Here is a 22,688-nt window from a genome sequence, read left to right as displayed (position 1 = left end):
CATGCCCGGACCCGCTTTCGCGGCGCGCCGCTCGCTGCTGGCCGCCGGGCTCGGCACAGCGCTGTCTTCGCTGTCCCCGCTGCCTTGTTGCGCGGCGCCGGCGAACGCGGCTCGCGGCGGCACCCGCGGCACCGTTGCGTTGCCCGGCCTCGCCGACGCGCCCGCGGTCGAGACGCCGCGAAGCCGCCGGATCGACGTATCGATCGCGGGTCAACGGCGGCGCATTTTCGTCGCGCTGCCGCCGCCGCCCGCGCCGCCCGCTGGCCATCCCGTGCTGTACGCGCTCGACGGCAACGCGGCATTCCATCTGTTCGCGCAGCTCGCGCGTAATCACGCAGCGCGGCCCGGCGTCGATCCGGCGGACGTGCCGGCGATCGTCGCGCTCGGCTATGCAACCGACGCGTCGTACGACATGCAGGCGCGCGCCGCCGATTACACGCTCGCGCCGCTCGCGGGCGAAGCGTCGGCGCCGATCCCGCGCAGCGCGCACGACGCGCACGCGTCGGAAGGCAACGCGGACGATCGAGCGAACGACGCGGATGCGCTTCCATCGGCGGGCGCGATCCGCACCGGCGCCGACCGCTTCCTCGATTTCGTCGAGCACGACCTGCAGCCGTGGCTCGCAGGGCAATTCGCCGTCGACGCGCGCCGCCAAACGCTGTTCGGCCATTCGTACGGCGGGCTGCTCACGCTGTACGCGATGCTCACGCGCACGCACTTGTTCCGGCGCTACGTCGCGGCAAGCCCGTCGATCTGGTGGGGCGATCGCGCGCTCGTGCCGTTTCGCGACCGCTTCGTCGAACGCACGGCGGCGCTCGATACGCCCGTCGACCTGCTCGTCACCGTGGGCAGCCTCGAGGAAGGCGCGCCGAATCCCGATCCCGAACGCGCGCGCCGTCAGCAGGCGCGCAAGCAGGTCAGCTCCGCGCGCGAGTTCGTGCACGGCGTGCAGCCGGTGCGCGGCTTGCACGCCGAATGCCGCGTGATCGCCGGCGAGGATCACGGCAGCGTCGTGCTGCCGAGCGCGGCGCTCGCGGTGCGCATCGCGTCGGCGCCCGAAACGTCGACCGCGCCCGCCACGGCAGCCTCCGACGGCTCGCGCGGATGAGCACGCTGCCCGCCTCCCGGCTCTCGCTCAGGACGCGCTACCGCGCGATCGCCGCGCGCCGCCTCGTCGCGCTCATGCTGCTCGCAGGCCTGCTCGCGACGCTCGTCGTGATCGACGTCGCCACCGGCCCGTCGACGTTCGCGCCCGCCGACATCGTCGCCGGCCTCCTGTCGCCCGACAGCCTGCCGCTCGAGCAGCGCGTGATCCTCTGGAACGTACGCCTGCCGTACGCGTTGATGGCGATCCTCGTCGGCGCCGCGCTCGGCCTCGCCGGCGCCGAAATGCAGACCGTGCTCAACAATCCGCTCGCCAGCCCGTTCACGCTCGGCCTGTCGGCCGCCGCGAGCGTGGGCGCGTCGGTCGTCGTGCTCGCCGGCTGGCAGCTCGTCGTGTGGAACGAGAACCTCGCGCTGTCGCTCGGGGCGTTCGCGAGCGCGACGGCCGCGACGCTGCTCATCGTCTGGCTCGCGTGGCGACACGGCGCGACGACCGAAACGGTCGTGCTGTTCGGCATCGGCCTGATGTTCAGCTTCGAGGCGCTGCTGTGGCTGCTGCAATTCATCGCCGACAGCAACGCGCTCGAGCAGATCGTGTTCTGGAGCATGGGCAGCCTCGCGCGCGCGAGCTGGAGCAAGATCGCGCTCCTCGCGGGCGTGCTCGCCGCGTGCGCGCTGTGGGCGAGCACGCACGTGTGGTCGATGACCGCGCTGCGTGCGGGCGAAGAGCAGGCGCGCAGCATGGGCATCGCCGTCGAGCGGCTGCGGCTCGTCACGCTCGTGCGCATCAGCCTGCTGTCGGCCACCGCGCTGTCGTTCGTCGGCACGATCGGCTTCGTCGGGCTCGTCGGGCCGCACATCGCGCGGCTGCTCGTCGGCGACGATCACCGCTATTACCTGCCGGGCGGCATGCTCGCAGGCGCGATCATGCTCTCGGGCGCGTCGATCCTCAGCAAGACGCTCGTCAGCGGCCTCGTGCTGCCGATCGGCATCATCACCGCGCTCGTCGGGGTGCCGCTTTTCATGACGCTGATCAGTCGGCGCAGACGCGATGGCTGAGCTGCGCATCGACAACCTGAGCGTCGCGTACGGCCGCCGCGAGATCCTCGATTCGCTCGCGCTGCGGCCGATCGAGCCGGGCTGCATGGTGGCCGTGCTCGGGCCGAACGGCGTCGGGAAATCGACGCTGCTGCGCGCGATCGCGCGGCTCGTGCGGGCGCGCGGCGCGGTGTCGCTCGGCCGCGTCGATCTGCTGCGCGGCTCGCGCCGAGAGCACATGCGGCGCGTCGGCTATCTGCCGCAGACGCTGCCGCAAGCGTCGACGCTCCTCGTCTACGAGGCGGTGAGCGGCGCGCTGCGCGCGACGTGCGGCGGGCTGTCGAGCGCCGAGCACGATGCGCGGCTGCACGCGGTGTTCGAGCAACTGCGGCTGCATCCGCTTGCGATGAAGCCGCTCGACAGCCTGTCGGGCGGCCAGCGCCAGATGGTCGGCCTCGCGCAGGTGCTGGTGCGGCACACGCCGCTTCTGCTGCTCGACGAGCCGACGAGCGCGCTCGATCTGCGCTGGCAATTGCTCGCGCTCGAAGCGATGCGCGACGCGGCTGGCCGCCGGGCGGCGATCGTCGTCGTCGCGATGCACGACCTGAATCTCGCGTCGCGCTTCTGCGATCGTATGGTGCTGCTCGGGCCCGACGGCGTGCTGGCGGACGGCTTGCCGTCCGACGTGCTGGAGCCGGCGAGCCTGCGGCGCGCGTATGGAGTCGATGCGCGAGTCGAACGCATGGCCGACGGCGAACACATCGTGCTCGTCGAGCGGGCCGTTCCGGATGCCGGCGCCCGGATGGCGCACCGATAAGCGCAATTTCCGTTCACGACGCGATGTCGATCGCCATGCGCCCGGCGTACGTGCTCGCGCATGCCGGGTCCGTTCGCGTCGAATTCTCCCTCTTCCGAATTTGCGCCGGTCCGCGCGTAAGTCGCGGCGGCGGACCGGGGCAGCGCGAGCCATCGCACAAAACCACCGCTCCGGCTCGCGGTTTTCCCAAACCCAGCCGCAAAGCGGGGCGAACTCGCCTGAATTCCGCGCGCCGCGCCACGACGCGTCGATTCGCTTCCCTTGATTCGCGGATTCGCTTGGGCACAGTCTTTTGCATGCCTTTCTTCATGCGCTTGTTCAACGTGGCTTGTGGACTGCTTTCGAGATCGACACGGGCTTCGCTGTGCATTGCGTCTTCAATTCTTTTAATTTATGTATGTATACGTAGTAAGAGTTAACAAAGGCGACTCATTCCTGTGGAAAACCGGGGTTTTCCCTGATACATCAGAGCGACATCGATTCCATAACCATATCGACTGAGCGTGAATATCCGCCACGAGCGAAGGATAACTTCGACGCGCTTTTAAGCACGGCTCGCCTTATCAAGATATGGTCCACAGGCAGGGTGACGAGTTATCCCGAGGATTTCCAGAGCTTGGGGTGGATAACTCTTTCGGCGCAGGCCCGCCGCTTCCCGTGTTGCAAGTTCGATTCAATCGAATCGTCTTCTGTTGAACATGCGGCATGCCTTTGCGGACGAATGACGTTTGCAGGTAGCGAAAACGGGGAAATCGCGACACTGGGCGGGTTTTAAATGCTCTGCTTGTTAGTTGCGAATGTTAGCCGACATTCGTTTCTCGACTGGCCAGAACAAACGACATCCAGCCCCGCCCGCTCCGTCGAACGCGCGTGAAACGCGCGGCCGGCTCAGCGCTCCCAACGCTTGCCGAACGACACGGTCGCTTCGCACATGCCACCGATCAACACGCCGACGATCCCGATGAACGTAATCGTGGCTCCGAGCGACGCAAGCGCGGATGCGTCGCTCGCACGAATCGTGACGCCAATCGTCACGAGCATTCCGAAAAGCATCGCGCACGCACAAACAATCGAATAGAAGCGCATCAGTTTCGGATAACGCGAGCGGCGCGGCCCGAACGCGCGAAAAAGCGCATAGCCCAGACAGAACAGGTAGATGGCCGCGGGCACTCCTGTAGACGCAACCCAACCGCTGTCGATCGGCATGATCGGACTCCGTGAATGTCGTCGTTCGAACGGGACACGCGCCCGGGGCGCATCGTGCACGGCGATGCGCGGTCACGCGGCCATAGTTTCTTTTTCTAAAATTAAGACAAATACAGGAACATCCACTCGCGAACAGCCACTAGCATAGCGCCAAATACCAGACTCCGACCGAGGAGCATCTGTTCATGCATGCTGGAGACACCGCTCGATGCATCCGACGATTTGCCGCGCGAACCGAGACGCGCGCATCACGCCCACCCTCGCGCCCGAGCGCCGATCGCGCCCGCCGGCATCGCGCTGCGATGCGCCCCGCGTCGTCCGTTCCCTCTTCCATTTGAGTCACGCCGGCTCACGCAAGCGAGACGCGGGCACCGCGCGCGCCTGAAGCGGCGCACGCACGCCTTCGCTCAGCCGATCCACATCTGTTCGCCGTCGTCGCGACGATGCGAGACGCGTGCGCGCGCCGCACGATGCCGACGCGTGCGTGATCGATTTCATCACAAACCCCCAAAGGAGACATCACGATGCAGAAACGAAGTCACGAAGCCGACCTACACCGAGGGCTCGGGCAACGGCAGATGCGCCTGATCGCGCTGGGCGCGGCGATCGGCGTCGGCCTTTTCCTCGGTTCGGCCAACGCGATCAAGATGGCGGGCCCCGGCATCATCCTGTCATACATCATCGGCGGCGCCGTGATCTTCGTGATCATGCGCGCGCTCGGCGAGATGGCCGTGCACGAACCGGTCGCCGGCTCGTTCAGCCGCTACGCGCGCAACTACCTCGGGCCGCTCGCCGGCTACCTGACGGGCTGGAACTACTGGTTCCTCTGGCTCGTCACCTGCATCGCCGAAATCACGGCGGTCGGCATCTACATGGGCATCTGGTTTCCGGACGTGCCGCGCTGGATCTGGGCGCTCGCGGCGCTGGCCGCGATGGGCTCCGTGAATCTGCTCACCGTGAAGGCGTACGGCGAGTTCGAATTCTGGTTCGCGCTGATCAAGGTGGTGACGATCGTCCTGATGATCGCGGCGGGCATCGCGATGATCGCATTCGGCATCGGCAATCACGGCGTGCCGATGGGCGTCTCGAACCTCTGGGCGCACGGCGGCTTCTTCCCGAACGGCGCGCAAGGCGTGCTGATGTCGATGCAGATGGTGATGTTCGCGTACCTCGGCGTCGAGATGATCGGGCTGACGGCGGGCGAAGCGGAGAATCCGCAGAAGACGATTCCGGGCGCGATCAACTCGGTGTTCTGGCGCATCCTGCTGTTCTACGGCGGCGCGCTCTTCGTGATTCTGTCGATCTACCCGTGGAACGAGATCGGCACGCAAGGCAGCCCGTTCGTGATGACGTTCGAGCGGCTCGGCATCAGGACGGCCGCGGGCATCATCAACTTCGTCGTGCTGACGGCGGCGCTTTCGTCGTGCAACGGCGGCATCTTCAGCACCGGGCGCATGCTGTACAACCTCGCGCAGCAAGGCCACGCGCCGCGCGAGTTCGGCGAGACGACGGCAAGCGGCGTACCGCGCAGGGCGATTCTCGTTTCGATGGCGGCGCTGCTCGTGGGCGTGCTGCTCAACTACCTGGTGCCGGAGAAGGTGTTCGTGTGGGTGACGTCGATTTCGACGTTCGGGGCGATCTGGACGTGGGGCGTCATTCTCGTCACGCAGATGAAGTTTCGCGCAACCCTCGCGCCGGCGGAGGAGCGTGCGCTGCGGTTCCGGATGCCGTTCTGGCCGTATGGGTCTTGGGTAGCGCTGGCGTTTCTCGTGCTCGTCGTCGGGTTGATGGCCTATTTTCCGGATACGCGGATTGCGCTTTATGTCGGGCCGGCCTGGCTCGTGTTGCTGGTCGTGCTGTATTACGTGCTGAAACTCGAGCCGGAGGGCGGGAAGTCGGCTGCGCTGGAGCGGAGGTATGGCCAGGGGTAATTGACTCGCGGTGAGCGGCGCGCGACGGATTGACGGCATCCGGATGCGCGAGCCGATGTGCGATTCGGCTCGCCGCTGCTCACCCCGAGGAATTCCCGATCTGATGATCCCGATCGAATCAATAGATCGAGCAAATAAAAAGGGCCTAGCCTTACGGCTAAGCCCTTGAATCCGTTTGGTGGAGCGGAGGAGGATCGAACTCCCGACCTTCGCATTGCGAACGCGACGCTCTCCCAGCTGAGCTACCGCCCCTCACCAACAGCCGACGATCATACATCACGCCATCTGAGCTTGGCAACAGGTTTGCACCGATTATTTCGACGGCGCACCGGCCAGCACCCATTGGACAACCGAGCGTACGTCGGCGTCGCTCATCCGCGGGTGCGCTGGCATCGGGATCGCGCCCCAGACGCCGGAGCCGCCGTCCTTCACCTTCTTCGCGAGCTTCGGCTCCGCCTGCTTGTCGTTCTTGTACCGCTCGGCGATCTGCTGGAACGACGGCCCGACGAGCTTGCGATCCACCGCGTGGCACCCCATGCACGCATTGCTGCGCGCAACCTTCAGGCCGTCGCCGACATCCGCATGCGCCGGCAAGCTCGCCATCGCGCAACCGAACGCCGCGACGACTGCTGCCGCGCCGCCCATCACCCGTTTCGCATACTTCGCAACCATTAAGGCGTCCCCGCCTTCGGATTGCCCGGATGCACGTTCGTCGAATTGGAGACCGGCGCGGGCGCTTGCAGCGGCGTCGCGGTGACGCTCGAATCCGGCACCGCGCCGACCGTCGCGCCTTCGGCCGCCGTCGCGGGCGCGGCGGCGGCCGACGCGCCGCTCGCGGGCGTCGCCGCCGTCAGCGCCTCCGCTTCCTGCGGCTTGATGTACTGGAACACCTTGACGACCTTCTCGACGCCCGGCACGCGGCTCGCGACGTCCGCGCCGCGATTGCCTTCGTCGCTCGTCACGAGGCCCATCAAATACACGTTGCCGCGCTCGCACACGACCTTGTAGTTGTTCGCGGAGATGCCCTTCTCGGCGATCATCGCGGTCTTCACGCGGCCTTCGAGGTACGAGTCGTTCGCCCGGTCCGACAGCGAGCTCGCCGGCCCGACCGCGAGCTCGTTGACGATCGCGTTCACGTTGTTGATCCCGCGGACGATCTCTTCGGCGCGCTGCTTCGCGGCGTCGCTCGGCACTTCGCCCGTCAGCAGCACGCGGCGGTTGAACACCGTCACGTTCGTGTGCGAGCCGTCCGGCAGCCCGTTGTTCATCTGCGTCAGCGCCTTCACCTGGATCTCGCGATCCTCGGTCTGCGCGCCGAGCGTGCGGCGATCGGTCGCGACGAGCGCGCCGCCGCCCGCCGCCGCGCCCGCGACCGCGAGCACGCAGCCCTGCAGCGTCGCGGCGAGGCCGGCCGACAGGCCGATCACGAGCGTGGTTCTGACTAGCGTCTGTCTGACGCGGCTGTTACTCATCGACGGCTCTCCTTCGAATCAATCCTCGCCCAGCAGCATCGCGTCGATGCCGTCGCACAGGCAGTGGATGGTCAGCAGATGGACTTCCTGAATGCGCACCGCCCGCTCGGACGGCACGCAGATCTGAATATCGGTGTCGGCGAGCGACGCGCCGAGGCGCCCGCCGCCGTGGCCCGTCAGCGCGACGACGATCATCTCGCGCTCGCGCGCCTCCTCGACCGCCGCCCGCACGCGCGGCGATTCGCCAAGCGGATCGAGCACGAGCAGCACGTCGCCCGTCTGGCCGAGCGCGCGCACTTGTTGCGCGAAGATCTGATCGGCATCGGCCGTGGAGCCCGGGCGGCCCGCCTCGTTGTGGAGCGCGAGTCCCGGCAGGCCGGGCCGTTCGCGCTCGAATCCGCCGATCAGCGCGGCGGCGAGCCGCTCGGCCGCGGCGGCCGACGGGCCGTCGCCGCACGCGACGATCTTGTTGCCGTTCGCGAGCGCCATGAACATCGCGTCGACGGCCGCCGCGATCGGCAGCGACAGCGCATCGAGCGCTTCGTGAGCGAGCGCCGCGCTGTCGCGGATATGTTGCTGAATACGTTCGACTGACATCGATTCCTAATCGGGTACTGCGCGCGTGGTCTGCGTCGCGCGGCATCGTGAGTGCGGCGAGTTTACCGCACTCCGCACTCGCCGCCCGAGCGTCGCCGCATCTCTTTACATCTCGACACAAGCTAGCCCGCGTCGTCGACGCGAAATGCGTCGCGCAGCCACACGAGCCGGCCGCGTTCGAATGCAACGACATCGAAGCGGCACGCGCTCGCGCCACCCGTGCGCGCCCAGAACACGTGCGCCGCGTGCAGGAGCCGCATTCGCTTGCGCGCGCCGACGCTCTCCGCGGCGCCGCCGTAGCGTGCGCTCGTGCGCGCGCGCACTTCGACGAACACGAGCGTGCCGTCGCGCTCGCGCATCACGAGGTCGATCTCGCCGCCGCGCACGGTCACGTTGCGCGCGACGAGCGCGAGCCCCGCGCGCTCGAGGAAGCGCAGCGCACGCGTCTCGAACGCGGCGCCGACGACGCGCTTGGACCCGGCCGCCGCGGAAAAGTTGTCGCGCTGCACGGCTTCGGCGCCGCGCGTCTGCTGCCCCGCCGCGCGCGCATGGCACAATGCGGGGCTTCCTTCGTTTGCGCCGCGTGCGGGCGCCTTTCGTGTCATGACTTCCCTCCTCGATCTCGCGCGGGCGCAGCAATATCCGACGGGCGCCCTCTACGTCGTCGCGACGCCGATCGGCAACGCCGCCGACATCACGCTGCGCGCGCTGCACGTGCTGGCGCTCGCCGATCGCATCGCCGCCGAGGACACCCGCAACACGGGCCAGTTGCTCGCCCGCTACGGGATCTCGAAGCCGCTCGTCGCGGTGCACGAGCACAACGAGCGCGCGGCCGCGGCGAAGCTGGTCGACCATCTGCGCGCGGGCGAGCGGATCGCTTACGTGTCGGACGCCGGCACGCCTGGCATCTCCGATCCGGGCGCGAAGCTCGTCGACGCGGTGCGCGCCGCGGGCCTCGGCGTGATCCCGCTGCCGGGCGCGAGCGCGGCCACCTCGGCCGTGAGCGTCGCGGGCGACTGGGCGGGCGCGTTCACGTTCGCGGGTTTCCTGCCGCCGAAGCCGAAGCAGCGCGAAGCGGCACTCCAGGCGCTGAAGGCTCATCCGTATGCGCTCGTGTTCTACGAGGCGCCGCACCGGATCGTCGAGACTGTCGAAGCGCTCGCGGCGGCGCTGGGCGGCGAGCGGCGCCTGTTGATCGCGCGCGAGCTCACCAAGCTACACGAGGAGTTGTTCGAGGGCACGCTGGCCGAAGGGCCGACGTGGCTGCGCGCCGACGCAAACCGACAGCGCGGCGAATTCGTGCTCGTCGTCGAAGGCGCGCCGCGGGACGATCGCGCCGCCGACGAAACCGCGCACGATGCGCTGCTCAGATTGCTGCTCGACGAAGTGCCGGTGAAGAGCGCGGCGAAGCTCGCCGCGGCATTGACGGGCGCGTCGCGCAACACGTTGTACGCGCGTGCGCTCGCGCTGAAGAACGAAGAAGAGTAAGGATTCGCTGCAAAAGCAAAAGGGCCGCGCGAAGCGGCCCTTTTCACGTGCGTTCGATAGTCGGCCGTCCGGCCGATGCGGTGCGTTCGTCGCGGTTACTTCGCCGCGTTCGACGCGAGCATCTCGTCGCGAGCGACGCGCGCTTGTTCCGGCGACAGGCCCTGGATCTTCACGCGCGCGGTGCCCGCATGGACGAGGCCGATCACCTTCGCCGCCGCGTACGACAGATCGAGAATCCGGCCGCGCGAGAACGGGCCGCGATCGTTGATCTTCACGACGACCGACTTGCCGTTCGTCTGGTTCGTCACGCGCACGTACGACGCGAGCGGCAGCGTCCGATGCGCGGCCGTGAGTTCGTTCATGTTGAAGCGTTCGCCGTTCGCGGTGCGGCGGCCATGAAAGCCCTTGCCGTACCACGATGCCCGGCCGGTCTGGCGGAAATCCGAGACGTCGGCGGCGTCGATCGGCTTCGCGTCGGCGAGCGATTGGCGCGACGCATCTTGCGAGCCGGCGGCGGGCATCGAGGCGAGCGCCGTGTCGAAGTTCAGCGGTGCGCCCGCCGTATCCTTATTGTTGGCCGCGCCCGCTGCGGCCGTGCGCAGTGCGTCCTTCGACGCGGCGCTTTTCGCCTGTTCGGCGGACGGTGCGTTCGGCGGCACCGCGCAGCCTGTCAGCGCGAAAAATACAACTAGAGTCCCGAGCTGCCTCGGTAATCGAAATCTCATCGACGTGTCGCCTGCTTGTACGGGCCGCGCTGCTACGAATGCGACCCGGACGGACATGCATGCCCCGATCGCGCTCGCGCGCGGGCGGCTCAGCATTTGGCGCGGCTCACGTTCTGCCGCAACCGGTCCTGATTAGCTTTCACGTCTGGCGCAACCTGTCCCCGGCAGCCTGACCAGACCCCACATGCCGCCAATCGAACATGGCTTCCACGTTCGTGCGCGTCGTAGACTCAAACTCGCAGGAACGGCGGCATAGGCCTCATCCGGCGTCGCGGCAGCTGGGCCGCAGCGGACGCGTTGCGCCCGGCCGGACAAGACGTGAGCACCGACGAATCGGTACTAGATGCACCACCGGACCCCCGGCGGGCATTTGCATTGACGGCGTCACGGAAACCAAAAACGGGTTCCGAACACCCACTGACGGCGTGGTCTTCCACGCACACTGGACCGCATTATACATAAACGAAAACAGCCGCCTCAAAAACAGGGGGGGTGAGCGATTGATTCTCTCTATGATCGAAACAATCGGCATAAAGGTGCCGCGCGCGGCGAGCAATCCGCCCGGCCAGTACAATCTGGGCTTTTAGCCGCCGCTCGCCCCATGAAAGTCACGCTCATTCCGGTCACGCCGTTCCAGCAGAACTGCTCGCTGCTCGTCTGCGAGAAAACGGGACGCGCCGCCGTCGTCGATCCCGGCGGCGATCTCGAACTGATCGAGCAGGAAGCCGCTCGGCAGAACGCGCAGATCGAGAAGGTGCTGCTCACGCACGGCCACGTCGACCATTGCGCGGGCGCGAAGCGGCTCGCCGCGCATTACGGCGTGCCGATCGAGGGGCCGCAGGAGGAGGAGCGCTTCTGGATCGAGAAGCTGCCGATGCAAAGCGAGCGCTTCGGCTTTCCGGCCGCCGAGGCGTTCGAGCCCGACCGCTGGCTCGACGACGGCGACACCGTCACGTTCGGCGACGAAACGCTCGAGGTCTATCACTGCCCGGGCCACACGCCCGGCCATGTCGTGTTCTTCAGCCGCGCGCATCGGCTTGCGATCGTCGGCGACGTGCTGTTCGCCGGCTCGATCGGCCGCACCGATTTCCCGCGCGGCAATCACGCCGACCTGATCCGCTCGATCCGCGAAAAGCTCTGGCCGCTCGGCGACGACGTGACGTTCGTGCCCGGCCACGGCCCGGCGTCGACGTTCGGCGACGAGCGCCGCACGAATCCGTTCGTTGCAGACGGGGTGGCGGGATGAGCGCCGCGCCGACGGTTCCGAGCCGCGAGATCTACGTCAGCACCGACGTCGAGGCGGACGGCCCGATCCCGGGCCCGCATTCGATGCTGAGCTTCGCGTCCGCCGCGTTCACCGAGGACAAGCAGCTGATCGCGACGTTCTCCGCGAATCTCGAGTTGCTGCCGGGCGCGGCGCCGCATCCGGTGCAGGATGCGTGGTGGAAGACGCAGCCCGAAGCATGGGCCGCGTGCCGGCGCGACCTGCAGGCGCCCGAGACGGCGCTCGTCGCGTACGTCGAATGGGTCGAGGCTCTGCCCGGCAAGCCGGTGTTCGTCGCGATGCCCGCGGGCTTCGATTTCACGTTCATGTTCTGGTACATGATGCGCTTCGCCGGCCGCTGCCCGTTCTCGTGGTCGGCGCTCGACATCAAGACGCTCGCGTTCGCGATGACGGGCCTGCCGTACCGCAAGGCGATCAAGCCGCGCTTCCCGAAGCATTGGTTCGACGATCATCCGCACACGCACGTCGCGCTCGACGACGCGATCGAGCAAGGCGCGCTCTTTTGCAACATGCTCGCCGACCTGCGCGCGATGCAGGCGGCGAAGGCGTCGGCGCCGCCCACCGAAGAAGCTGACGAATCAGCACAAAATGCCGCCGACGGCCCGAGAAATTAGCGAATCTCGCTCGTTTCAAGCCCTTCGGATTGCCTTTCCTTTCACCCGCCTCTACCATTGCCAAATGTTGTAGCCGCTTTGGAGGCGCAGGTGACCCTCGATACCTTTTCGCAAAAAATCCTTCGCCTGTTGCAGCTCGACGCGCGCCGCTCCGTGCAGGAGATCTCCGATCAGGTCGGCCTCTCCAGCACGCCGTGCTGGCGCCGCATCAAGGACATGGAGCAGTCCGGCGTGATCCAGCGGTACACGGCCCTCCTCGATCGCGAGAAGCTCGGGCTCCATATCTGCGCGCTCGCGCACGTCCACCTGACCCGCCACAACGAAGGCGGCGTCGAACAGTTCGAGCGGGAAATCGCGACCTGCCCCGAAGTGACCGAGTGCTACAGCACGACAGGCGAAGCCGATTACATCCTCAAGATCGTCGCCCCCGACATCAAGGCTTACGACGTCTTCCTGCACGAGCGGATCTTCAAGATTCCCGCCGTGTCGCAAGTGCGCACGAGCGTCGTGCTGCGCGAGATCAAGTTCGATACGCAACTGCCGCTCTGACGCGTTGGGACGCGCCGTCGCGCGTGCGTTCTCGTGCGACGCTCATGCGCTTGCCGTTTGATGTTTGTGTTGGCCGTTTGCGTTTGCGCCGAGCAGCGCGCGCCGACGTGTCGGCGCGCCCCGGTGAGCCCTTTTTGCCTGCTTGCCGCCCCGGCCGGCTCAGTGCGGCCGGCCGGCGGCCGCCGCGTCGCTCGACGCGAGCGCGCGCGAAATGCCGAGGCGCCGCGCGCCGAACCGGCGCTTCAATGCTTCGATGTCCAAACGAGCAACCGGATCGCCGTCGCCCGCGCGTTCCAAGCTTGCATCCGGCGCGAGCGTGATGTCGATTTCGAGGCCCGTGCTGAGGTAGTGCAGGTTGATCGCGCCTGCCCGCAGCCCCGCCTTGTCGAGCGCCGTCTCGATCTGCCCCTCGATCTGTTCGCGCGGCGGCAAATCGAGCACCGCGCGGCGCGCGACGTCGTGCTCCGGATCGACGTGGATCAGCGCGTCGAGCACGCGCCGGTCGGTCAGCACGCATGCGCGCGCCGCCTCCGCGATGTAGTGCCCCTCCGAGACCGACATCATCGGATCGACGAGGATGTGAGCGTCGACGAGCGCCGAATCGCCCATCTTGCGGGTGCGCAGATCGTGCACGTCGCGCACGCCGGGCGTCGACACGATGAGCGCGCGGATCTCGGCCGACGCGTTCTCGTCGAGCGCGCGGTCCGACAGATCCTGCAGCGCATCCCAGCCGAACGTCCAACCCATCCGCGCGACCATGAAGCCGACGATCGCCGCCGCGATCGGGTCGAGAAGGCGCACGCCAGCGAGGCTGCCGACGATGCCGATCGCGACGACGAGCGACGACGCGGCGTCCGAGCGCGCGTGCCACGCGTTCGCGACGAGCATCGCGGAGCGCACGCGCTGCGCCTCGCGCAGCATGTAGCGGAACAGCCCCTCCTTCGACAGCAGCACGACGACCGCGACCGCGAGCGCACTCGCATGGACGGGCGGGATATCCTCGAGATGCACGAGCCGGTCGCCCGCGCGCCACAGCATCCCGACGCCGACCGCAATCAGGATCGCGCCGAGAAAGAATGAAGCAACCGTTTCATAACGGCTATGGCCGTAATTGTGATCGGCGTCCGGTTTTGCGCCGCTATGCCGGTTCGCGAGCAGTACCACAAAATCGGAAACCAAATCCGACAAAGAGTGGACGCCGTCCGCAATCAAAGCCTGGGAATGCGCAATTACGCCGACGGCCACTTGCAGTGTCGCCAGAATCACATTGAGCACGATGCTGACGAACGTGCTCTTGCGAGCGACGGCCTGCTTTTCCGAGGCCAGGTCGTCGTTTGAAAAAGTAGACATGTAATATCGAATGCGGCGAAAGACACCGCAATTCTATCAAGCGGAACTTGAAAGCGCTCGGCACGAAGGCAAAAAAATCAAGCAAAATCAACCGCTTATGAAAACGCAACGCATTTTCATTTACCGCTAAACATGACATTTCTATGACAAATGCCGGCCACGGCGGCCGATACCAAAAACACAAAAGGCCGCGCTCCCCTCGAGGGGGCGTGGCCTTTTGTGTTTGGCAGGCAGGTTGCGCTCAGATGGCGAATTGCTCGCGATTCTTGCCGGCAATCCAGCGAGGAGGCTTCCCACGGCCCGACCAGGTCGCGCCGGATTCCGGATCGCGGTATTTCGCCGCGACACCGGCGCGGGGCCGCCCCGCCTTTCCAGCTTTGCCGCGACCGAGACCGAGTTCTACGAGCGAGAAACCGTAATCGGCGATCTTTTGCTTGACGTCGCTCAATACCTCCGCGTATTCGCGCGACTTGGCCTCTTCGATCTGCTTCTCCAGCTTCTCTCGCTGAGCGAGAAGGTCCTTGTAAGAAGACATAAATTCCCTTTTATCTGACCAAATGGCACCGATCTTCGGTCGGCTTGCCATCTAAACTAACGATGCCTCGGATAATTGGATCGAAGGTTAGCACAAAAAAGAATTCGGTGAATACCGCATCGCCGAAAATTAATGTTGTATTTTGTGATTTGATTGTTCAAATTGACCAGCATCCGCTTCATTTGCAATTATCGCCAGTCTTACAACTGGATTGGCTGAATTCAGTACATATTTTAAGCTCGCAAATTGCGCAATTGCCCTGGGCGATCGAATTAGAAGTTTTCATGAAACGAAAGGTTCCGCAGATTGAAAGCGCGGCCGCCGCCTTATCTCGTTTAATACGCTCACAATGTGCGGAATCGCTCATAATCGGAGCCGCCGCTTTACTCGAGCGAAACGGCGGCAGCCTCTCGCAGCGCCGCCGACAGCGCTTCGGCGTCCATTTTCGGCGCGTCGAACGGCGTGCGCCGCCTCGAGCCGTTCAAACGCCAGTCCGCGCCGTAGCGGTCGATGCCGAGCAATTCGAGGCCCGCGCGCCGCTCTCGCGACGCATCGTATTCGTCCCATAGCGCGCGCTCTTCGTCATAACCGACGGGCGCGAGCCCGTCCAGCTCGGTCGCGTCGAGCCAGCCCATCCGCCCGAATCCGCCTATATAGCGCAGCCGATCGCATGCGAGCGCCCAGAACGTGAAGTCGCCGAGCGCGAGATAGCGCTCGCCGTCCGGGTGATAGCGCAGATAGCGCGCGGCGACATGCGGATCGGCGTCGACCGGCTCGAAACGGCCGACGAGCGTCGCGCGCTCCGCCTCGAGCACGCCGTCCGATGCGCCCGCCGCGTCGCCCAGGCCGTCGACGACGAGAAATCCGGCGCGCGGATCGGCCACGAGATTGCGCGTGTGCTCGGCGAGCCCGCTCACGAGCACGACCGGCCGGTGCCGCGCGTCGACCGCGTACGGCACCACGGTCGGATACGGATAGCCTTCGGGCGCGCGCGAATGCGTCGCGAGCGTACCGAGCGCGTTGCGGTGAAGCAGATGAAGCGGTAAGTCGGCGGAAATGTTCACGTGCGTGGTCCCTGCTTGCAAGAATGGCGCGTTCGGACCGGCGTCGCCGCCGTGCGGGCCGGAAACGCCGCGGGCGGCGGCGATCGCCGCGGGCCCGAACGGCGCGCGCCGCCAAGCCGGCGAGCGCACGCCAAGCATGCGCTCGCCGGCGCGTCGCGCGCAACCCGGCAGGCGCAAGCAGGATGCTCTGCACTCCGCTAGAATCGCCGCTGCTTTTGGATTCGCCGCCGTTTTCGTTAAGCGCCGCGTAAGCTTCGCGCGCCGCGCTCGCCCGATTTTCCCCGTCCGCCAAGCTTTTCGTGTCCGACCAGTCGCCCCATCTCGCTTCGCCCGCCTCCTTTCATCGCCTGCTTCCGTCATCCGCCCGCCAGCGCGCGCGGGCGGCGACGATGGCGCTCTTCTTCGTCGCCGGCATGATGTATGCGTCGTGGGGCGTGCACGTGCCGACGGTGCGCGACGCGTTCGCGCTGTCGCCCGCGAGGCTGTCGTTCGCACTCCTCGCGGTCGCGATCGGATCGATCGTCGCGATGACGACCAATGCGCGCTGGATCGCGCGCGTCGGATCGCGCACCGCGTGCCTGACGGGCGGCCTCGCGATGTCCGCGTGCAGCGCCTTGATCCTCGTCGTGCCGACTTATCCGCTGCTGCTCGCGGTGCTCGCGCTGTTCGGCTTCTCGATGGCGACGCTCGACATCGCGATGAACGCCGAGGCGAGCGCCGTCGAATCCGCGTTCGAGCGGCCGATCATGTCGATGCTGCACGGCATGTTCAGCGTCGGCGGGATGGTGGGCGCCGCAGCGGGCGGCGCGCTGCTGTCGGGCGGCATGGCGAGCGCCACGCACCTCGCGCTCGCCGCGCTCGCGAGCGCGCTCGTGCTCGTCGTCGCCTGCCCGGCCGTGCTGCCGCACGTGCCGCACGCCGCCGCGCACGGCGGCCCGCGCGCGAACCGCTGGCGCTCGTCCGCGCTGTGGGCGCTCGGCGCGATCGCGCTCGTCGCGCTGATCGCCGAAGGCGCGATGTACGACTGGGCGACTGTTTACATGCGCGACGTCGTCCGCGCGACGCCGGCATTCTCGAGCGCCGCCTATGCGGCGTTTTCAGGCGGCATGGCCGCCGCGCGCTTCGCGGGCGACGCGGTCCGCGCGCGCTTCGGCGCGCCGCAGCTCGTCTGCGCGAGCGCAACGCTCGCGTGCGTCGGCATGATCGGCGCGCTCGCGCTGCCGTATCCCGTCGTCGCGCTGGCGGGTTTCACGCTGATGGGCCTCGGCCTTGCCAACATGATGCCCGTGCTGTTCGCCGCCGCCATGCGAGTCGAAGGCATGCACGCGGCCGAAGGGCTCGCGCACGTCGCCGGGCTCGCCTACTTCGGACTGCTGTTCGGCCCGGTCGTGATCGGCGCGGTCGCACAGGCGGCCAACCTTTCGGCCGGGCTGTCGATCGTCGCGCTGTGCGCGGCGCTCGTCGCGATCGTCGCGCCGAAGGTGCTGGCCCGGTTGAAGGTCTGATCCGGCGCAGGCCTGCCCGCGCCCGGCGTTCGGCGGCCCGAGCCGCTCGCCCGCCTTCTTCGCGTCGAAAAAAACAAGGCGCGCACGCCTTCCGGCATGCGCGCCTCGCCCCCTCCGTCGGCCGCGCCAACGATTACATCTTGACTTCGTCCAGGAACGTCTTCTTGCCGTTCTTGTAGTCGTACAGCGAAATCACGCCGTGCTGCAGGTCGCCCTTCGAATCGAAGGTCGTCGTGCCGATCACGCCCGTGTAGTTCGTCTTCGGCATCACGGCGAGAATCTTCGCCGGATCGGTCGAGTTCGCGCGCTTCATCGCGTCGACGATGATGTACACCGCGTCATACGTGAACGGCGCATAGATCTGGATCGGCTGGCCGAAGCGCTTCTCGTACTTCGCCTTGAACGCCCCACCGCCCGGCATCTTCTCGAGCGACGCACCCGCTTCCGAGCACACGACGTTGTCGGTCGCATCGCCCGCCAGGTCGGACAGCTTTTCCGTGCAGACGCCGTCGCCCGCGAGGATCTTCGAGCGCAGGCCGAGCTGCTTCGCCTGCTTCGCGAACGGGCCGCCCGTCGCGTCCATGCCGCCGTACATCACGGCGTCCGGATTCTCACCCTTGATCTTCGTCAGGATCGCGCGGAAATCGACCGCCTTGTCGTTCGTCGCGTCGTGCGACAGCACCTTCAGGCCGAGCGCCTTCGCCTTCTTCTCGAATTCGTTCGCGAGACCCTGGCCGTACGCCGTCGAATCGTCGACCACCGCGACGCTCTTGATGCCCTTCGAGTGCGCATAGTTCGCGAGCGCCGGGCCTTGCTGCGCGTCGGTCGCGACGACGCGGTACGTCGTCTTGAAGCCTTGCTGCGTGTAAGCCGGATTCGTCGCCGACGGCGAGATCTGCACGATGCCCGCGTCGCTGTAGATCTTCGACGCCGGGATCGACGTGCCCGAATTCAGGTGGCCGACGACTGCGGCGACCTTGTCGTCGACGAGCTTCTGCGCGACTTGCGTCGCCTGGCGCGGGTCGGCCGCGTCGTCCTGTGCGTCGAGCTGGAGCGTGATCTTCTGGCCGCCGATCGTGAGACCCTTCGCATTGATCTCTTCAACCGCGAGGCGCGCGCCATTTTCGTTGTCCTTACCGAGGTGGGCGATCCCGCCCGTCAGCGGTGCAACATGGCCGATCTTGATGACCTGGTCGGCGGCAGCGTTCGTGGCGGCTGCAGCCATCAGCATAGCCGCCGCGCTGATCGGCAGCAGCTTTTGCATCTTGATATTCATGGAAGTCTCCAGTTTCAATCCGAAAAAACACCTTCACCGACGCCCCGCACCGATCCTCGTGTTCGACAAAAAATCACTGGACGATTCGCCGGCTGCATTGGTTTATTCACCTGCACCAATCAAGCGCGCGATGCACCGCATGCGGGGCGGCCTTCACGTGCTTGCGCGCAAGTGTAGGTGATCAAATTAATTAGTGGGATGTTTTTAGAGAACTGGGATGACTACCGATGTCGCAGTTGCGGCAAACCTGGCCTGACCAGCCGCAAACCCCCGAAACATAAGGGTTTCCGCCAATTCAGATGAAGAAATGAAAGACTCGATTAATGATTGGGAAAGCGATTTCAATCATGTTTTCAATCAATGTCTTCCAATTGAAATAATTCGGTGAACAGAGCGTATCGACAATGCGGCCGGCGTGCGTTTTGTCGCGCCGGCCAATTCGTCAGGCAACCGAAATACTGTGGCGAGAAAGCGTCGCTCGCCATTCGGAATCGAGCGCGTCGATCAACTGCGCGACCGTTTGCGCCGCATCGCGATGCTTGCCGAGCGGCGCGCCCTGGCCGGACCACAGCGACAGATAATCGGCATCGCCCGCGCGCGCGGCGGCTTGCCGCAGTTCCTGCGTCAGCGCGTTCTGCACCGGATACGGCGCGACCGAATCGAGTCGCTCGGTCAGCCGCGCCATCAGTGCGTTGCGGATGCCGCGCGCATGGCGGCCCGTGATCGCGCGCGTGACGGACGTCGACGTGTCGTCGCTCGCGATGAGGCGCGCCTTCCAGCACGCCGGGATCGCGCTTTCCGCGCAGGTGAGAAACGCGGTGCCGAGCTGCGCGGCCTGCGCGCCGAGCGCGAGCGCCGCGGCGATCCCGCGCCCGTCCATGATGCCGCCCGCCGCGAGCACCGGCAGGCCTGTCGCGTCGACGAGCTGCGGCACGAGCGCCATCGTGCCGACGAGCGCGTCTTCGGCCGGGCCGATGAACGTGCCGCGATGCCCGCCCGCCTCCGCCCCCTGCGCGCTGATCGCGTCGGCGCCCGCCGCCTGCCACGCGAGGCCTTCGGCGACATGCGTCGCGGTGCCGATCACGTACGTGCCCGCGGCCTGCAACCGCGCGACGTCTTCCTTGTCGAGCACGCCGAACGTGAAGCTCGCGACCGGCACGCGCGCGTCGACGAGCACATCGAGCTGCGCCCGGAAATCAGGCGCGTAGCGCGCGGGCGGTGCGCCGGGCGGCAGCCCGAAGCGCGCGCGCAGCGGATCGATCGCATCGAGCGCACGACGCACGGCCGCGTCGTCGGGATGCGCGTCGGGCAACGCGAACAGGTTCACGGCGAACGGGCGGCTCGTCGCCGCGCGCACCGCGGCGATCTCGGCGGCGAGCCTGTCGGGCGCGAACGACGCGCCGCCCAGGCTGCCGAGCGCGCCGGCGTTGCACGCGGCCGCGACGAGCGCGGGCGTCGTCGCGCCGACCATCGGCGCCTGCACGAGCGGCAGGCGCAAGTCGAAACGGGCGGCGAACGGAGTCGGGGCGATGCGGGAAATCATGGCGAATCCTCGAATGGATGCAGGGATGCGGTCATGCGAAAGACCGGCGGAATCGAACGATCGACGCACCGACTGTACCCGCGCGCACGGCCCCTGAAAAATGAATAATCCAGATCGATCCGATCGCGCGGCGAGAAGGCTCCGCGGGCCCGATCGACGCGACGGACGCGCCGGCCGCGCGCATCGCCCGGACGTTTCGCGGCACTGCAGCGACGCGGGTTTGGTGGCACACTGGGCGCCGCTTCCACATTCACCGTCAGGACCTTCACGGGTCTTGCTTTGCCAGGAGATCAGCATGGCTTCGCAATGGATCGACATCCCCGCAGGCAACGACACGTTCGGCGGCTACCTCGCGCTGCCCAAGCGCGGCAAGGGCCCGGCCGTCGTCATCATTCAGGAGATCTTCGGCGTCAACGGCCATATCCGCTCGGTCGCCGATCAGTACGCGGCCGACGGCTACGTCGCGCTCGCGCCCGACGTGTTCTGGCGCACGCAACCGCGCGTCGAGCTCGGCTACGAGGGCGCGGACCGCGACAAGGGCATCGAGCTGCTGCAGAAGACCGACGTCGCGCAGGCGGTCGCCGACATCGGCGCGGCCGCGGCCGCGCTGCGCGCGCGGCCCGAGGTCGCGGGCAAACTCGCCGCGATCGGCTACTGTTTCGGCGGCCGCCTCGCGTATCTCGCCGCGGCGCAGCAGCAGGTCGACGCCGCGGTCGCGTATTACGGCGGCGGCATCCAGAATCACGTCGACGTCGCGGCGAAGGTCGCGCAGCCGATCCTCTTTCATTACGCGGGCCACGACCAGTCGATTCCGCCCGACGCGGTCGACAAGGTGAAGGCCGCGTTCGCCGGCCGCCCGAACGCGGAATTCCACCTGTATCCGGACGCGCAGCACGGCTTCAACTGTTCGGACCGCGCGTCGTACGATCAGCGCGCGGCGGCGCTCGCGCACGGGCGCACGCTGACTTTCCTCGCCGAACACCTGTAAGCTGCATGCAATCGCCGCGCCCGCGCCTTCCGCGCGGGCGCGCGCCGCCGTGCCACCGCTTTCGAATTCCGAATCGTTCGCCGCTCGTCACCACGGGGGATGACTGTGCAGTCCGACTACCTGTCTCACGACGCAATCGGGCTCGCGCGGCTCGTCGCGCAGCGCGAGGTCAGCGCCCGCGAGCTGCTCGATGCCGCGATCGGCCGCGCGCAAGCGCTCAATCCGGCGCTCAACGCGATCGTGCTGAACGACTACGCGGCCGCGCGCGAGCGTGCCGCGAGCGGCGCGCTCGACGGGCCGCTCGCCGGCGTGCCGTATCTCGTCAAGGATCTCGGCTCCGCGGTGGGCGGGCTGCCGCTGTCGCTCGGCAGCCGCCACTATCGCCATTACGTGCCGGCCGACGATTCGCCGCTCATCGCGCGGACGAAAGCGGCCGGGCTCAACATCTTCGGCAAGACCAACACGTCCGAGCTCGGGCAGATGCCGTACACCGAGTCCGCGCTGTTCGGCGTATGCCGCAACCCGTGGAACCTCGATCACACGCCGGGCGGCTCGAGCGGCGGCGCGGCGGCGGCCGTCGCAGCAGGCATCGTGCCGCTCGCGCACGCGTCCGACGGCGGCGGCTCGATCCGGATTCCCGCGTCGTGCTGCGGCCTGTTCGGCTTCAAGCCGTCGCGCGATCCGGCGCTCTCGCCGTGGCCGGTGCCGGGCGAGATCGTCGTCGAGCACGCGGTCTCGCGCAGCGTGCGCGACAGCGCGCTCCTCCTCGACATCACCACCGGGCGCGCCGCGCCCGGCCGCTTCGACGGCGCCGGCGCGCCCGGCACGTATCTCGGCGCGCTCGACGCGCCGCCGCCTTCGCTGAAGATCGGCTATGTGACGGACCCGATGCTCGCGCCGGCGCTGTCCGCCGACGTGCGCGACGCGCTCGACGGCGCCGCATCGCTCGCCGCGTCGCTCGGGCACAACGTCGAGCCGACCTCGCTGAATCTCGACTTCGCGCAGATCAGCGAAGTATTCCTGACGATCTGGGCCGCGATTGCCGCCGAGCTCGTGCTCGGCGCGCAGAACATCACGGGACGCAAGCCCGAGCGCGCCGAATTCGAGCCGGCGACGTGGGCGATAGCGCAGGTCGGCCGTCGGCTCGCGCGCGAGCGGCTGCCGCACGCGCTCGAGCTGCAGCGGCAGATCACCGCGCGCGTCGCGGGCCTCGTGTCGCGCTACGACGTGATCCTGTGCGCGACGCTCGCCGCGCCGCCGATCAAGATCGGCGAAATGCAGCCGACGCCGTTCGAGACGCGGCAGATGGAGCTGCTCGGCGTACTGCCGATGAAACCGCTGCTCAAGCGCATGCTCGCGGAGGTGTCGGAGAAGGCGTTCTCGTGGGCGGGCTGCACGGAGCTTTTCAACCTGACCGGCCAGCCGGCGATGTCGGTGCCGCTGCACTGGACGCCGCGCGGGTTGCCGGTCGGCGTTCAGTTCGTCGCGCGGCACGGCGACGACGCGCGCCTCTTCACGCTCGCGCGCCAGCTCGAGCTCGCGCGCCCGTGGTTCGACAAGCGGCCGCCGCTCGTGCGCGCGCACGGGTGAGCCGCGCGGCC

Annotated in this window: 23 protein-coding genes and 1 tRNA gene; 12 read left to right on the top strand and 12 right to left on the bottom strand. The window is 67.2% G+C overall.

The annotated features are described in order from the left end of the window. Position 1: 1 nt before the first annotated feature. The 3 genes from X946_RS10235 to X946_RS10225 are packed head-to-tail and all read left to right on the top strand — an operon-like array spanning position 2 to position 2,959. A complete protein-coding gene (locus X946_RS10235) occupies positions 2-1,108 on the top strand; it encodes an alpha/beta hydrolase (RefSeq protein ID WP_038746669.1) in 1,107 nt (368 codons plus the stop codon). Beyond that, positions 1,105-2,163 carry a FecCD family ABC transporter permease gene (locus X946_RS10230; protein ID WP_038746666.1) on the top strand — a complete coding sequence of 353 codons (1,059 nt, stop codon included), beginning with the start codon at positions 1,105-1,107 and terminating at the stop codon, positions 2,161-2,163. The genes X946_RS10235 and X946_RS10230 overlap by 4 nt, the downstream gene beginning before the upstream one ends. Continuing rightward, entirely contained in the window at positions 2,156-2,959 is an 804-nt protein-coding gene (locus X946_RS10225) for an ABC transporter ATP-binding protein (RefSeq protein ID WP_038746664.1), read from the top strand. The genes X946_RS10230 and X946_RS10225 overlap by 8 nt, the downstream gene beginning before the upstream one ends. 888 nt (positions 2,960-3,847) lie before the next feature. Here X946_RS10225 and X946_RS10220 read toward each other — a convergent pair. After that, positions 3,848-4,165, bottom strand: a complete 318-nt coding sequence (locus X946_RS10220) for a hypothetical protein (RefSeq protein ID WP_038746661.1) — start codon at positions 4,163-4,165, stop codon at positions 3,848-3,850. 524 nt (positions 4,166-4,689) lie between these two features. Between X946_RS10220 and X946_RS10215 the strand changes: the two genes are divergently transcribed. Further along, the gene (locus tag X946_RS10215; RefSeq protein WP_038746658.1) at positions 4,690-6,096 is read left to right on the top strand and encodes an amino acid permease; all 1,407 of its coding nucleotides are present in this window, start codon (positions 4,690-4,692) and stop codon (positions 6,094-6,096) included. 176 nt (positions 6,097-6,272) lie between these two features. On the opposite strand, the gene X946_RS10210 is transcribed toward X946_RS10215, so the two are convergent. The 5 genes from X946_RS10210 to X946_RS10190 form a co-directional block, all read right to left on the bottom strand. Then, a tRNA-Ala gene (locus X946_RS10210) sits at positions 6,273-6,348 on the bottom strand. 60 nt (positions 6,349-6,408) lie between these two features. Beyond that, positions 6,409-6,768 (bottom strand): c-type cytochrome, encoded by a 360-nt coding sequence (locus tag X946_RS10205; RefSeq protein WP_038746654.1) that lies wholly within the window; start codon positions 6,766-6,768, stop codon positions 6,409-6,411. Then, entirely contained in the window at positions 6,768-7,568 is an 801-nt protein-coding gene (locus X946_RS10200; protein WP_038746651.1) for a BON domain-containing protein, read from the bottom strand. Before X946_RS10200 ends, X946_RS10205 begins: the two co-directional genes overlap by 1 nt. 18 nt (positions 7,569-7,586) lie before the next feature. Continuing rightward, complete coding sequence (locus tag X946_RS10195; protein ID WP_038746648.1) at positions 7,587-8,165, bottom strand: SIS domain-containing protein; 579 nt, start codon at positions 8,163-8,165, stop codon at positions 7,587-7,589. A 122-nt stretch (positions 8,166-8,287) separates the two neighbouring features. Further along, a complete protein-coding gene (locus X946_RS10190; protein ID WP_038746644.1) occupies positions 8,288-8,722 on the bottom strand; it encodes a YraN family protein in 435 nt (144 codons plus the stop codon). A 46-nt stretch (positions 8,723-8,768) separates the two neighbouring features. On the opposite strand from X946_RS10190, the gene rsmI reads away from it, so the two are divergent. Then, complete coding sequence (gene rsmI, locus X946_RS10185) at positions 8,769-9,653, top strand: 16S rRNA (cytidine(1402)-2'-O)-methyltransferase (protein ID WP_038746641.1); 885 nt, start codon at positions 8,769-8,771, stop codon at positions 9,651-9,653. A 95-nt stretch (positions 9,654-9,748) separates the two neighbouring features. Here the strand turns inward: rsmI and X946_RS10180 are convergent, their stop codons facing one another. Then, positions 9,749-10,378, bottom strand: coding sequence for a septal ring lytic transglycosylase RlpA family protein (locus X946_RS10180; RefSeq protein ID WP_038746638.1), 630 nt, complete (start codon positions 10,376-10,378; stop codon positions 9,749-9,751). Positions 10,379-10,979: 601 nt separating this feature from the next. On the opposite strand from X946_RS10180, the gene X946_RS10175 reads away from it, so the two are divergent. The 3 genes from X946_RS10175 (at position 10,980) to X946_RS10165 (ending at position 12,826) form a co-directional block, all read left to right on the top strand. Further along, positions 10,980-11,624 carry an MBL fold metallo-hydrolase gene (locus X946_RS10175; RefSeq protein ID WP_038746634.1) on the top strand — a complete coding sequence of 215 codons (645 nt, stop codon included), beginning with the start codon at positions 10,980-10,982 and terminating at the stop codon, positions 11,622-11,624. Further along, the gene (locus X946_RS10170; protein ID WP_038746631.1) at positions 11,621-12,277 is read left to right on the top strand and encodes an exonuclease; all 657 of its coding nucleotides are present in this window, start codon (positions 11,621-11,623) and stop codon (positions 12,275-12,277) included. The genes X946_RS10175 and X946_RS10170 overlap by 4 nt, the downstream gene beginning before the upstream one ends. Positions 12,278-12,367: 90 nt before the next feature. Beyond that, positions 12,368-12,826 (top strand): Lrp/AsnC family transcriptional regulator, encoded by a 459-nt coding sequence (locus X946_RS10165; protein ID WP_010107036.1) that lies wholly within the window; start codon positions 12,368-12,370, stop codon positions 12,824-12,826. Positions 12,827-12,985: 159 nt separating this feature from the next. Here X946_RS10165 and X946_RS10160 read toward each other — a convergent pair whose 3' ends face one another. The 3 genes from X946_RS10160 to X946_RS10150 form a co-directional block, all read right to left on the bottom strand. Further along, the gene (locus X946_RS10160) at positions 12,986-14,176 is read right to left on the bottom strand and encodes a cation diffusion facilitator family transporter (RefSeq protein ID WP_038746628.1); all 1,191 of its coding nucleotides are present in this window, start codon (positions 14,174-14,176) and stop codon (positions 12,986-12,988) included. 241 nt (positions 14,177-14,417) lie between these two features. Further along, the gene (locus tag X946_RS10155; RefSeq protein WP_038746752.1) at positions 14,418-14,711 is read right to left on the bottom strand and encodes an H-NS histone family protein; all 294 of its coding nucleotides are present in this window, start codon (positions 14,709-14,711) and stop codon (positions 14,418-14,420) included. A gap of 383 nt (positions 14,712-15,094) precedes the next feature. Further along, positions 15,095-15,775, bottom strand: a complete 681-nt coding sequence (locus X946_RS10150) for a HugZ family pyridoxamine 5'-phosphate oxidase (protein WP_038746751.1) — start codon at positions 15,773-15,775, stop codon at positions 15,095-15,097. A 299-nt stretch (positions 15,776-16,074) separates the two neighbouring features. Here X946_RS10150 and X946_RS10145 point away from each other — a divergent pair, with 299 nt between their 5' ends. Continuing rightward, the gene (locus X946_RS10145) at positions 16,075-17,280 is read left to right on the top strand and encodes an MFS transporter (RefSeq protein WP_038746625.1); all 1,206 of its coding nucleotides are present in this window, start codon (positions 16,075-16,077) and stop codon (positions 17,278-17,280) included. A gap of 133 nt (positions 17,281-17,413) precedes the next feature. Here the strand turns inward: X946_RS10145 and X946_RS10140 are convergent, their stop codons facing one another. Then, positions 17,414-18,556: a branched-chain amino acid ABC transporter substrate-binding protein gene (locus tag X946_RS10140; protein ID WP_038746623.1), complete on the bottom strand. Its 1,143-nt coding sequence runs from the start codon at positions 18,554-18,556 to the stop codon at positions 17,414-17,416. Between X946_RS10140 and X946_RS35065 the strand changes: the two genes are divergently transcribed. Next, on the top strand, positions 18,555-18,737 hold the full coding sequence (locus tag X946_RS35065; protein ID WP_156439874.1) for a hypothetical protein: 183 nt from the start codon (positions 18,555-18,557) through the stop codon (positions 18,735-18,737). The genes X946_RS10140 and X946_RS35065 overlap by 2 nt on opposite strands. 261 nt (positions 18,738-18,998) lie before the next feature. On the opposite strand, the gene X946_RS10135 is transcribed toward X946_RS35065, so the two are convergent. Beyond that, positions 18,999-20,099, bottom strand: coding sequence for an NAD(P)H-dependent flavin oxidoreductase (locus X946_RS10135; protein WP_038746620.1), 1,101 nt, complete (start codon positions 20,097-20,099; stop codon positions 18,999-19,001). Positions 20,100-20,394: 295 nt separating this feature from the next. Here X946_RS10135 and X946_RS10130 point away from each other — a divergent pair, with 295 nt between their 5' ends. Beyond that, positions 20,395-21,087 carry a dienelactone hydrolase family protein gene (locus tag X946_RS10130; RefSeq protein ID WP_038746617.1) on the top strand — a complete coding sequence of 231 codons (693 nt, stop codon included), beginning with the start codon at positions 20,395-20,397 and terminating at the stop codon, positions 21,085-21,087. Positions 21,088-21,186: 99 nt separating this feature from the next. After that, entirely contained in the window at positions 21,187-22,677 is a 1,491-nt protein-coding gene (locus tag X946_RS10125; RefSeq protein WP_038746614.1) for an amidase, read from the top strand. The last annotated feature ends 11 nt before the right edge of the window (positions 22,678-22,688 follow it).

It is taken from the genome of Burkholderia sp. ABCPW 111 (assembly GCF_000773065.1).
Lineage (GTDB): Bacteria > Pseudomonadota > Gammaproteobacteria > Burkholderiales > Burkholderiaceae > Burkholderia > Burkholderia savannae.
Note: the sequence above shows the minus strand (reverse complement) of the source record. Positions and strands in the feature narration are given on the sequence as shown.

Bases quoted from the DNA above. Each gene is read 5' to 3' on its own strand.
- X946_RS10235 (WP_038746669.1), top strand. From the start codon at position 2: ATGCCCGGACCCGCTTTCGCGGCGCGCCGCTCGCTGCTGGCCGCCGGG.
- X946_RS10230 (WP_038746666.1), top strand. From the start codon at position 1,105: ATGAGCACGCTGCCCGCCTCCCGGCTCTCGCTCAGGACGCGCTACCGC.
- X946_RS10225 (WP_038746664.1), top strand. From the start codon at position 2,156: ATGGCTGAGCTGCGCATCGACAACCTGAGCGTCGCGTACGGCCGCCGC.
- X946_RS10220 (WP_038746661.1), bottom strand. From the start codon at position 4,165: ATGCCGATCGACAGCGGTTGGGTTGCGTCTACAGGAGTGCCCGCGGCC.
- X946_RS10215 (WP_038746658.1), top strand. From the start codon at position 4,690: ATGCAGAAACGAAGTCACGAAGCCGACCTACACCGAGGGCTCGGGCAA.
- X946_RS10205 (WP_038746654.1), bottom strand. From the start codon at position 6,768: ATGGTTGCGAAGTATGCGAAACGGGTGATGGGCGGCGCGGCAGCAGTC.
- X946_RS10200 (WP_038746651.1), bottom strand. From the start codon at position 7,568: ATGAGTAACAGCCGCGTCAGACAGACGCTAGTCAGAACCACGCTCGTG.
- X946_RS10195 (WP_038746648.1), bottom strand. From the start codon at position 8,165: ATGTCAGTCGAACGTATTCAGCAACATATCCGCGACAGCGCGGCGCTC.
- rsmI (WP_038746641.1), top strand. From the start codon at position 8,769: ATGACTTCCCTCCTCGATCTCGCGCGGGCGCAGCAATATCCGACGGGC.
- X946_RS10180 (WP_038746638.1), bottom strand. From the start codon at position 10,378: ATGAGATTTCGATTACCGAGGCAGCTCGGGACTCTAGTTGTATTTTTC.
- X946_RS10175 (WP_038746634.1), top strand. From the start codon at position 10,980: ATGAAAGTCACGCTCATTCCGGTCACGCCGTTCCAGCAGAACTGCTCG.
- X946_RS10170 (WP_038746631.1), top strand. From the start codon at position 11,621: ATGAGCGCCGCGCCGACGGTTCCGAGCCGCGAGATCTACGTCAGCACC.
- X946_RS10160 (WP_038746628.1), bottom strand. From the start codon at position 14,176: ATGTCTACTTTTTCAAACGACGACCTGGCCTCGGAAAAGCAGGCCGTC.
- X946_RS10155 (WP_038746752.1), bottom strand. From the start codon at position 14,711: ATGTCTTCTTACAAGGACCTTCTCGCTCAGCGAGAGAAGCTGGAGAAG.
- X946_RS35065 (WP_156439874.1), top strand. From the start codon at position 18,555: ATGGAAGTCTCCAGTTTCAATCCGAAAAAACACCTTCACCGACGCCCC.
- X946_RS10140 (WP_038746623.1), bottom strand. From the start codon at position 18,556: ATGAATATCAAGATGCAAAAGCTGCTGCCGATCAGCGCGGCGGCTATG.
- X946_RS10135 (WP_038746620.1), bottom strand. From the start codon at position 20,099: ATGATTTCCCGCATCGCCCCGACTCCGTTCGCCGCCCGTTTCGACTTG.
- X946_RS10130 (WP_038746617.1), top strand. From the start codon at position 20,395: ATGGCTTCGCAATGGATCGACATCCCCGCAGGCAACGACACGTTCGGC.
- X946_RS10125 (WP_038746614.1), top strand. From the start codon at position 21,187: ATGACTGTGCAGTCCGACTACCTGTCTCACGACGCAATCGGGCTCGCG.